General features: G+C 68.9%; 1 protein-coding gene. It reads right to left on the bottom strand.

Annotated elements, in window-relative coordinates:
* Positions 1–254: phosphoglycerate kinase (pgk, locus tag FLQ44_RS16410; protein ID WP_147695274.1), on the bottom strand; the 254-nt coding region annotated here is incomplete at both ends.

Raw genomic sequence — 254 nt, 5'->3', positions numbered from 1 at the left:
CTCGGCCATCAGCAGCGGGCCGCCGCAGGCGACCTTGGCGAAGCGGATCGCACCATGGGTCGAGGCCTGGGCGCGATGCGCGGTGCCGAAGGCGTCCATGCAGTAGATGTCGCAGAGCGCCGCGTACTTCTTCGAGAGAGCCTCGTCGTCCTTGCCCTCGCCGCGGTTCATGCGGCAATTCTCCAGCAGCACGATCTCGCCCGGCGCCACGCTGAAACCGCCGTCGACCCAGTCGCGGATTAGCGGCACCGGCC

The organism is Vogesella mureinivorans (assembly GCF_007644035.1).
In the GTDB taxonomy this organism is placed as follows: Bacteria; Pseudomonadota; Gammaproteobacteria; order Burkholderiales; family Chromobacteriaceae; genus Vogesella; species Vogesella mureinivorans.
Note: the sequence above shows the minus strand (reverse complement) of the source record. Positions and strands in the feature narration are given on the sequence as shown.